The sequence below is a fragment of the Emticicia sp. genome (assembly GCF_049241225.1).
Lineage (GTDB): Bacteria > Bacteroidota > Bacteroidia > Cytophagales > Spirosomataceae > Emticicia.
Map to the genome: position 1 here is coordinate 1 of NZ_JBMLRC010000463.1, position 9,477 is coordinate 9,477.

Here is a 9,477-nt window from a genome sequence, read left to right on the forward strand (position 1 = left end):
GAGCAAATCATTCGACCTTTGTCGTCGAAAGTCATCGAAACCCAAGAACCAATTTTGTTTTCAGAAGGACTAAATAGATGCTCGGCTTTGAAACCTGCTGGATATTTTAGCTTATCGAGTTTAGGGTCGCCAGTAGTTATTGCCGACAGGTTGGGTTCATTTAGCAGTGTAAACGAAGCAGCCGTTGCGACAGCAACTATACCAAGTCCCAGTTTAATGGAGTTTTTTTTAGAAAACATGATACAAGTAAGGGTTAAATATTTATAGTTGAATAGTGTAATTTCGTCTCTAAATATTCGCTGTATATTATAGATTTGAAATTTACCTACAATATACAGCGAAAAAACTATTATTAAAAAAAATTAAAAATACGGCGATAAAGCTGCTTCGTCGGCTGGAAGCCCGTATAATAAACTGATATTTGTAAAAGCATTGCTTCTCGGTAATGCACCTTCCGGATAATAATAAGCCACAGGATTTGCTTTTACTCGGTTGCCATAAGCTGTGATAACTTCAATGGCTGTACCTGTGCGTACAAGGTCGAACCAACGTTTGTTTTCAAAGGCCAATTCGCTTCGGCGGTCTTGGTAAATTTGTGTTCTTAAAGCTGCTTGGGCAGTTGCGGTTGCAGCAGGTAAGCCAGCACGACTACGCACTTGATTCAGGATAGGCAGAGCTTCGGCCATTTTTCCTTGCTCGGTTAGGGCTTCGGCCAAGAAGAGGAGTGCTTCGGCATAGCGATAAATCGGGAAATTATTTCCTGTGTTTCCGTGCAAAGAGTGAGTTTTTGCAAATTTCTTGTTATACGGAAATCTCTTATCAGCTCTTAAACTTCCACTGATTGTTACGTAAGCAATCGTTCCATCTAATCGTTTATCACCTTTTTCAAAAGAGGCAATCAAATCCGGCGTTGGAGCTCCATTTCCTTCGCCAGTAAGTGGCTGCGGATTTGATGTTCCAGAGATTGGTCTGAGTTCGTCGGGACTCATCGGGCGAGGCATATAGTTATACATGATAGCTCCGTTTAGGCCCGCTGCACCTTCCAAAAACTGAACCTCAAAAATTGACTCTGCATTGTTTTTGTTTCCTGTATTAGTCGAGAACGCATCATTGAAATCGGACATTAGTCTGTATTCGTTGCTTGCTACTATTTCTTTCAATAGTTTTTCGGCATCTGCCCATTTTTTCTGCACCATATACACATTTGCCAGTAACATTCTCGCAGTTCCTGAAGTTACTCTACCTGCTTCTTGCTTTGATTTTGGAAATAGTCCTGTAATTGCCGCGGTAGCATCTTTAATAATCTGGGCATAAATTTCATCAACCGTTGCCAGTGGCAGAGCCGCTTCTTGGCGGTTGGTTACGGGCGTAAGGTGCAATGGCACTTTTCCGAAATACTGCACTAATTCAAAATAGGCATAAGCTCTTAAAAACTGGGCTTGACCTTTCAGATTATTTTTGGTTTCAGCATTGAAGTCAACGGCATCAATTGAAGCTAAAATTTGATTCGCACGAGCAATGATTTGATAATCAAGACGATATTGATTCAAAACATGTACATTTGACGTTACACCATTGGCAGTTGGAATGGCAAAATCGGCAATATCTTCTTGCTGCTCGGTTGCTCCGAAAAGAATATTTCTATAATAATACGCATTATCGGAGTGCATTTCGCCTAAAAGCCAAGCACGGTCGTTGACGATTGCCCGTAAAGGCACATAGTTAGCATTGACTGCCTGCTGAAAGTCAGCTTCTTTTGTAAAGAATATGGCGGTACTGAGGTTCGTTTCAGGGACGACTGTTAAAAAGTCTTTATCACAACTCATTAATCCCAAAAACATAAGCAGTGCTGTTGTTATTATCTTTTTCATTATCTTAGAGTAATTTCGTTAATTAAAAGTTCAAGTTTATACCAACAGTATAGGTTCTTGGTACTGGATAGTTTGATAAATCAACTCCTTGGCTCAAGTTTCCTCCATCGCCATTTCCAGCACCGTTTGCACTTGTTTCGGGATTTGGGCCACCCCAGTATTTTGTGAATACATAAAGCTGCTGAACTGACGTATAAATACGAGCCGACTTGAATATTTTATTGCTTTTCGGAATGGTATAACCGAGCGTTACATTTTTGATTGTGAAGAATGAAGCATCGGCGATGAAGCGGCTATTCATCCAGTCTCTTTCGATACCCGTTACGTTCCCACCGCCAACGGTTGTTCCGTACATTCCTTTACCTGGATTTTGTTCAGAACGGAAACGGTATTTTACACCTTCAACCATATTAAAGACACCATCCAGATTGGCCGTGCTATAAATATGACGAACCAAAAGTTGGTTTCCTTGTGAACCCGAACCAACGATACTCGCATCGAAATTGCCATAAGTGAAATTATTAGTGATACCATAAGTAAATGTTGGAAAAGGATTTCCCATAATTACTCTATCATCAAAGTCTCCACCATTAGTTATGATACCATCACCATTTTGGTCAGTTAGTTTGATACTACCAACCGTCGAGCGACCTGGTACTTGTGGCGAACTTTTCAAATCTTCGGCATTCATATACACACCTTGAGCAATGTGTCCATAGAATTGTCCGAACGGTTTACCTACCTGTGTAATGTGGAAAGTACCATAAACACGGTCGATGCCATCGGCCAAAGCAATCACTTTATTGCGGTTGAATGAGATATTGGCGTTTGTACTCCATTTCAACTTGCCAGTTGTATTTTTGGTATTTAGGGCAAATTCATGTCCCCAGAATTTAATTTCTCCGATATTATCATTGAAATTTCCAAAGCCAGCTTCTTGAGCAATTTGCACGCTATACAATAAGTTGGTTGTACGCTTCGTGTAATAATCATAGACAAATGTAATGCGGTCATTGAATAAACCTAAGTCTAAACCAACATCCACTTGCTTGGTAGTTTCCCAACCGAGGTTGCTATTAGCCAAAGTTGTAACCACGGCCCCAGGTGCAACCGTACTACCAAAAACAGCATTTACGGTATTATTAACCAAGGCATAAGGAGTATAATTACCAATGTTATTATTGCCGATTACCCCATAACTTGCTCTTATTTTTGTGAAAGATACTTTCGGCATTGATTTCATGAAATTTTCGTCAGAAACAACCCACCCCGCCGAAAACGATGGGAAAGTACCCCAACGATTATTTGAGCCAAAACGAGAAGACCCATCACGACGAACTGCCGCAGTAAAAAGATACTTACCTTTGAAATTATAAGTCAATCTCGATAAAAGTGATGTTAAAGCCCATTCTTGAACTCCCGTATTGGTTCCACCACGATTAATGTTGATTGCACCTTGCACAGTTGGGAGACGGTCGTCGGCATAAGTATCGGCTTGAATTCTTGTACTTTCTTGATTGAATTTTTGTTGTGAAAAACCACCCAAGAGTTCAAAACTGTGGTCGCCGATGTTTTTAGAATACGTAGCTAAGTTTTCATTTAACCAAGTGAGGTTCTCAACATTCTGACGAATCGAAACCGCAGTAGTCGGAATAGCTACGTTGATAGCACTTGTAGCAGTAGAAGGATTGAAGAAGAAGAATTTTGAACGCAACATCTCAACATTGAAAGTTGACTTCAATACTAAATCTTTAATCGGACGGTATTGAATATACGCATTGGTCAGCAAATTGGTTGTTGTGGTTTCATTGACCAACTCGTTGGCGGCTCTTACCCAGTTCGGATACGCAAATATGTTTCCTGTACTGGCCGGGAATCGGTTAAACAATGTGAGCGTTTTGCCATCGGCTTCATAAATTGGCATTACTGGCCACGTATGCAAAGCATTAAACAAAATCCCCGTTCCTCTATCGCCGTCAGTACGTGGTGTATTATCGAAAACGTATTGCGGAGCAACATTGAAACCTACGGTTACTTTATTTGAGATATCATATTCAGAGTTCATTCTCAAAGAGTATCTTTTGTATTCATTGTTGATTACAACTCCTTGTTGATTAAAAACCCCTCCAACAAAAGATGTTCTTGATTTTTCTTTGTTTGAAGTAACCGTTAGATTATAGCTTTGAAGAGGAGCTTTTCTTAATAATGCCTTGTACCAATCATTATTTTTGCCTGCATATTGTGAAGGATTTTGAAATTCGGCAGGAACCGGCTGTTTGGCATCTTCGTAGTATTCTTTCTTGAATTGGGCAAATTCTTCGGCAGTAAGCATTTTAATCAAACCTCTATCTGGAACTTCCTGCATACCAACGAAAGTATTGAAACTCACATTTGTGCCATTTGCTTTGCCCTTTTTGGTTGTAATCAAAACCACGCCATTGGCCGCACGAGAACCATACAATGAAGTAGAAGAAGCATCTTTCAAGATAGAAATATCCTCAATTTCGTCGGGATTCATGGCTCCAATATCGCCTGTAATCGGGAAACCATCAATTACATAAAGCGGGTCGCTACCAGCCGAAACCGATAATTGACCTCGAATCCTGACGCTCATCCCCTGCCCTGGTTTTCCAGTTGTTTGGTTGATTTGCACTCCAGCCAGTTGGCCTTGCAGTTTTTGTGTAACTTGCGATACAGGAATATCTTTTATTTCTTTCGAACCAATCGTCTGTACGGCCCCAGTAACGTTTTTCTTCAACTGACTTCCGTAGCCTACTACTACTATTTCACTCAGTAATTTATCATCAAGAACTAAAGAAACATTAATTTCTTTTTGACCCGTATAAACAACTTCGTTGGCGGTGTAGCCCACAAAGCTGAATACTAAGGTCGAATTATTTGGTACATCTAATTTGTAGCTACCATCGGCATCAGACTGAGTGCCTCGATTAATCCCTTTGATAGTTACACTCACCCCCACTAACGCTTCGCCATTTTGGCCAGTCACTTTGCCCTTCACTTGTTGGGCAAATGCAAATGAAGTACAAAACAAAACCAGCATCAGCGAGAAAACACTCGCATAGCGTTTTGTTTTGTACAAAGTAAATCTTTGTCTCATTTGTTTGATTGTTTATAGGTTGAAATAGAATGAATATTGATATAAGGATGTTTTTCCTTGATATTATTCAAATATTAAATTTTTTTAAAATAGAACTATCCTGTACTGTACTGTGCTGTGGTAAGAAAAAATTGTATTATTTTAATAATTTTAATTGCCTTTTCTAAAATGCAATTGAGATAAATTCACTGTACGAGTGGTTCAGAAAACAGAATTTGTCGATAAAAAGATAGATACCATCTTTTGAATAAAGCGGTATTTTAAGAAGTTTTTAGCTATGTGAATTTTTTTATTCTTTTTTTATCGTTGTAGAAATTAAAGCAGAAATCTCACCAATAGACTCTTCAATGAAGACTCTGTTGGTGAGATTTCTTATGGGGAATATTAGCGTAAATTACTTAAAATCAGTCGAGAATTTCCATGTCGTTTCGTAATTTTCAGTTATTGGTTGGTCTTTAAGTAGAGCCCGAAGCATTTCGATTGGCATGGTGTTTTCTTGCATAACTCGGTCATGAAATTGTTTTTCGGTCCAGCCGTTGGTTATTAACTCATTTTTTAGGGCGTAGAATTGCAAACCTCCAGTCATATACGCAAGTTGGTAAAGTGGCGGATAATTAGTGGTAAACGAACGCCTCACTTCTGCTTCTGCATTGGCATACTCATGACCAACTTCATCGACCAAGAGATTGATGCACTGCTGGGGCGTCATTTCGCCCAGATGATATTTCAGTGAAAATATAATTCTGGCACAGCGATGAATCCGCCAAAACAACATTCCCATTCGTTGTTCGGGCGTTTGTGGGAATTGCTTGTTCCATAGAATGATCTCCCAATACAAAGCCCAACCTTCTCGCCAAAATGGGCTTTCAAAAGGAGCTCGGTAAGATTTATGTCTTTTATTCATAAAAAACTGAAGATTATGCCCAGGTATCAGTTCGTGCTGTACGGTCGGAAACGAAAAATTAGGATTATTGCCTCGCATACTCATCAATTTATCGCTTTGGCTCATGTCGTTTGTCGGGTACGAAATGCTGATTCTGGCTCCGCCCGTAAAGAAAGGATTTATCTTTTGTCGCTCAGGGGTCATCATTATCATTTGCCAAGTTTCTTTGGCTAATGCCGGCATTGTTATCAAATCTCGTTCTTCGATAAATTTAATTGATTGATTATACAGGTCGTTGATAATTTGTGGCTGTTCGCCCGCAGCAACGTAAGTTTCTTTTACGTGTTCGAGTGCGGCTTTCCAATTGGTTCCGTAGCCCAACTCGGTAGAAGCTTTTATCATTTCTTTCTTGCACCATTCAAACTGACTTTGGGCCGAAGCAATCAGCTCATCGGGTGTGTAAGGAATAAACTCAAAAGCCAAACTTCTGATGAGAGCATCTTTTCCGATGGGCTTTCCAATAATTCCGCTACCATCGTCTTTGATGCTGGTTTTTGAATAGTTTGTTTTCAGAAAATCTTCGTAAGATTTTAACTTTACCATCAAACTTTGGTAGGGCTTATCGGCCCACCATGTGTACTCGGGGTCGTAAGCATAATAAAACTCGTGTGCTTCTTTCAGTGTTTTAGTAAATGACGTTATGGTTTTGGCAGCTTTTTCAGCAACGAGCCAATCTTTGTAAGGTTGTTTTTTGAGCGTTTCAATCTTTTTGTTTATCTGTAATTCCGCAGATGCAAATACCTTGGCAATTTCTTTGGCTGCTGGCCGTTTTCCTCGTCTACGGTCTTTGATAAAAAGATTTATATCGGCTGTGAAATCAACGGCACTAGCTACCTCTTTAAATCCCTCGTATTCGAGTTGTAAAAAATAACGCTCTTTATTGATTAGGTTTTTGAGCAGTATGTAATCAACTTTGCCTTGTTGCGAAAGGGTTTTAAAATCGAATGTCTTAACTTTTTTGGCCCAATCGTTATAAAATTGCGTCATTCGAACATAATATTCCTCCGACTCATTATTCGTATAAAAATTTTGTAGAGCCATTTTATCGGCATTGAAAGTATCAATCTCGTCGATTAATTCGCTGGCAATTGCAAGCTGAGTCAATGCAAAGAATAGCAAGGTAATGAGCAAAGGTTTTTTCATGGTTTAGGGTTTGTTTGATGGTGGCACAATTTCTTATTACATCGAAAGTTTTTGTATTTCTTTTTTATAGCGTTTTACACTCGAAATACTTATCCCCGTCAGACTCACAATTTCGGAGACAGACAAATCTTTTTCAAGGGCTTTTTTTACTTTGTTATAGTTTTCTTGGTTCACGCCCGATGGTCGGCCAATGTGCTTGCCTTTGGCTTTGGCGAGTTGTTGTCCTGCTTTGGTTTTTTCCAAAATTACCTCACGGTCATACTCTGCCAATGAGGCAAAAATCGAAAGAATGAGTTTGCCCGCGGGCGTGGTTGTGTCAATTCCAACATCAAGGGCTTTGAAGATTACTTTCCGATTGGCAAAATCGTTTACTAAATTAATTACGTGGTCGCGGTTTCGTCCTAAACGAAAAAAACGAGCCACCACTACTGTATCGCCTTCTCGTAATTGCGAAAGCATATCATCGAGTGCAGGGCGTTGAATGGCCAAACCTGTGATTTTATCTTGAAAAATTTTATCACAGCCATATTTTTCCAAGAGGTCGATTTGGGTGTCGAGATTTTGGTCAATGGTCGAGACTCTTGCGTATCCAAAAATTTTATTCATGAATCTTTTTCGTAAAGTGTCAAAAAGTTAGTTTCACAAAACTACTAAAAAGTTTTTTATTGAACCTACTTTATGGTCTATTCTTTTAAACTATCAAGCAGCAGTACATTTGCTGAATCTCTTGGCTCAGAAAGTTACGACTTTTTGAATGGGACTTTTTGCAATAATCTTAAAAAATAAAACACATTAGGTGAGTTTTCTTAATAAGTAATTTTTTTTTATTAGTTTAGCAAAGTAAAGTCTTAGGCGGTTAAATGTACGACTGTGTACGCCCCATGAAGATAAACTATAATTATTCAATCCTAAAAAATTAAAAAATGAAAGAGAAATTAGACAAGTCTCGGAGAGAGTTTATAAAAAAAGGAGCAATTGCTTCCTCGTTTTTTATAGTTCCCCGAAATGTACTTGGCGGAGTAGGTTTTATTTCACCCAGCGACCAACTCAATATTGCAGCAATTGGAGCTGGTGGAAAAGGCAGAAGCGATATTAAGAATGCCTCTGTCAATGGTCGAGAACGAATCATCGCACTTTGTGATGTTGATTTTTCGGGTTCGGCAAAAGATAGTGTGAAGGCATTTCCGAATGCAAAACTTTATGCCGATTACCGTGAAATGTTGGATAAAGAAAAAGATTTAGACGCCGTTACGATTTCTACTCCTGACCACGTACACGGCCCAGCAGCTGCTTTTGCAATGGAGCGAGGAAAGCACGTATATGTGCAGAAACCAATGACCCACAATATCAGAGAAGCTCGATTGCTGACCGAAATGGCACGAAAATATAAAATCGTAAGTCAGATGGGAAATCAAGGAGCATCGAATCCCTTATTGAATACTGTAAAAGCTTGGATTGATTCGGGCAGATTAGGAAAAATAAGCAAAGTTCAAATCTGGACAAACCGCCCCGTATGGCCGCAGGGAAATCCGATGCCAAAGCCCGATGATAGCCTAAAACCAAAAGATTTAGATTGGAATTTGTGGCTCGGGCCGAGCGAATATAAGCCTTATATTCCGAACATGCACCCATTCAACTGGCGTGGCTGGTGGGACTACGGTACGGGTGCCTTGGGTGATGTGGGTTGTCACTTGATTGATATTCCGTTTCGGACCCTGGGCTTAAAATATCCAACCGATGCCGAGTGTAGTGTGGCTTCAGTTTATTCAAAAATGTGGACAGCCGATTATAATCCAGAAGGTTGTCCGGCTTCTTCGTTTATTACACTACATTTTGGTGCAACACCCAAAAGCAAATCTCCAATCGAAATGACCTGGAGTGATGGTGGAATCAGACCAGCACACCCTGATATTATTCCTCCAAACGAAGACATCGGCGGAACAAATAGCAGCAACGGCGTACTTATTATTGGCGAAAAAGGTATTATTTCAACCAACATTAATGATAGCTCTCCGATGATGCCAAAATTGTTTTTGAATGATGGTACGAAAGAATTAGGCCCAGATTTACCAAAAGATATGGAACCCGAATACGGCCATCAACGCCGTTGGGTAGATGCTTGTAAGGCCGGTTTCAATAGCAAAGAGCATTTGGGACTTACGTCGTCGTTTGATTATGCTGGCCCAATGACCGAAACCGTATTGATGGGAAATTTGGCAATTAGAAGTTATATGTTGCGTAAAGAAAATAGCAAAGGCCAAGCGGAGTTTTATGCACGTAAAAAACTGCTTTGGGATGGTGAAAATATGAGAATTACGAACTTAGAAGAAGCAAACCAATTTGTGGGAAGAACCTACCGTGAAGGTTGGAAAGTATAACGCTTTTCTGTTGGAGTTTATTAA

At 39.7% G+C, this 9,477-nt stretch carries 6 protein-coding genes; 1 reads left to right on the forward strand and 5 read right to left on the reverse strand.

Annotated features, from left to right (window positions below; all coding sequences use genetic code 11):
• The 5 genes from ACOVO2_RS23775 to ACOVO2_RS23795 form a co-directional block, all read right to left on the reverse strand.
• Positions 1-239 (reverse strand): hypothetical protein (locus tag ACOVO2_RS23775; RefSeq protein WP_421772365.1); only part of this gene is annotated, 239 nt, incomplete at its 3' end.
• A 123-nt stretch (positions 240-362) separates the two neighbouring features.
• Positions 363-1,871 (reverse strand): RagB/SusD family nutrient uptake outer membrane protein, encoded by a 1,509-nt coding sequence (locus ACOVO2_RS23780; RefSeq protein WP_421772366.1) that lies wholly within the window; start codon positions 1,869-1,871, stop codon positions 363-365.
• A gap of 22 nt (positions 1,872-1,893) precedes the next feature.
• The gene (locus ACOVO2_RS23785; RefSeq protein WP_421772370.1) at positions 1,894-4,932 is read right to left on the reverse strand and encodes a SusC/RagA family TonB-linked outer membrane protein; all 3,039 of its coding nucleotides are present in this window, start codon (positions 4,930-4,932) and stop codon (positions 1,894-1,896) included.
• Positions 4,933-5,383: 451 nt separating this feature from the next.
• Complete coding sequence (locus tag ACOVO2_RS23790; RefSeq protein ID WP_421772367.1) at positions 5,384-7,075, reverse strand: DUF885 family protein; 1,692 nt, start codon at positions 7,073-7,075, stop codon at positions 5,384-5,386.
• A 36-nt stretch (positions 7,076-7,111) separates the two neighbouring features.
• Positions 7,112-7,681, reverse strand: coding sequence for a recombinase family protein (locus ACOVO2_RS23795; RefSeq protein WP_421772368.1), 570 nt, complete (start codon positions 7,679-7,681; stop codon positions 7,112-7,114).
• 317 nt (positions 7,682-7,998) lie between these two features.
• On the opposite strand from ACOVO2_RS23795, the gene ACOVO2_RS23800 reads away from it, so the two are divergent.
• The gene (locus tag ACOVO2_RS23800) at positions 7,999-9,453 is read left to right on the forward strand and encodes a Gfo/Idh/MocA family protein (protein WP_421772369.1); all 1,455 of its coding nucleotides are present in this window, start codon (positions 7,999-8,001) and stop codon (positions 9,451-9,453) included.
• Positions 9,454-9,477: the final 24 nt, after the last annotated feature.

Coding starts and splice junctions, on each gene's coding strand:
- ACOVO2_RS23800 (WP_421772369.1), top strand. CDS start 7,999: ATGAAAGAGAAATTAGACAAGTCTCGGAGAGAGTTTATAAAAAAAGGA.
- ACOVO2_RS23785 (WP_421772370.1), bottom strand. CDS start 4,932: ATGCTGGTTTTGTTTTGTACTTCATTTGCATTTGCCCAACAAGTGAAG.
- ACOVO2_RS23780 (WP_421772366.1), bottom strand. CDS start 1,871: ATGAAAAAGATAATAACAACAGCACTGCTTATGTTTTTGGGATTAATG.
- ACOVO2_RS23790 (WP_421772367.1), bottom strand. CDS start 7,075: ATGAAAAAACCTTTGCTCATTACCTTGCTATTCTTTGCATTGACTCAG.
- ACOVO2_RS23795 (WP_421772368.1), bottom strand. CDS start 7,681: ATGAATAAAATTTTTGGATACGCAAGAGTCTCGACCATTGACCAAAAT.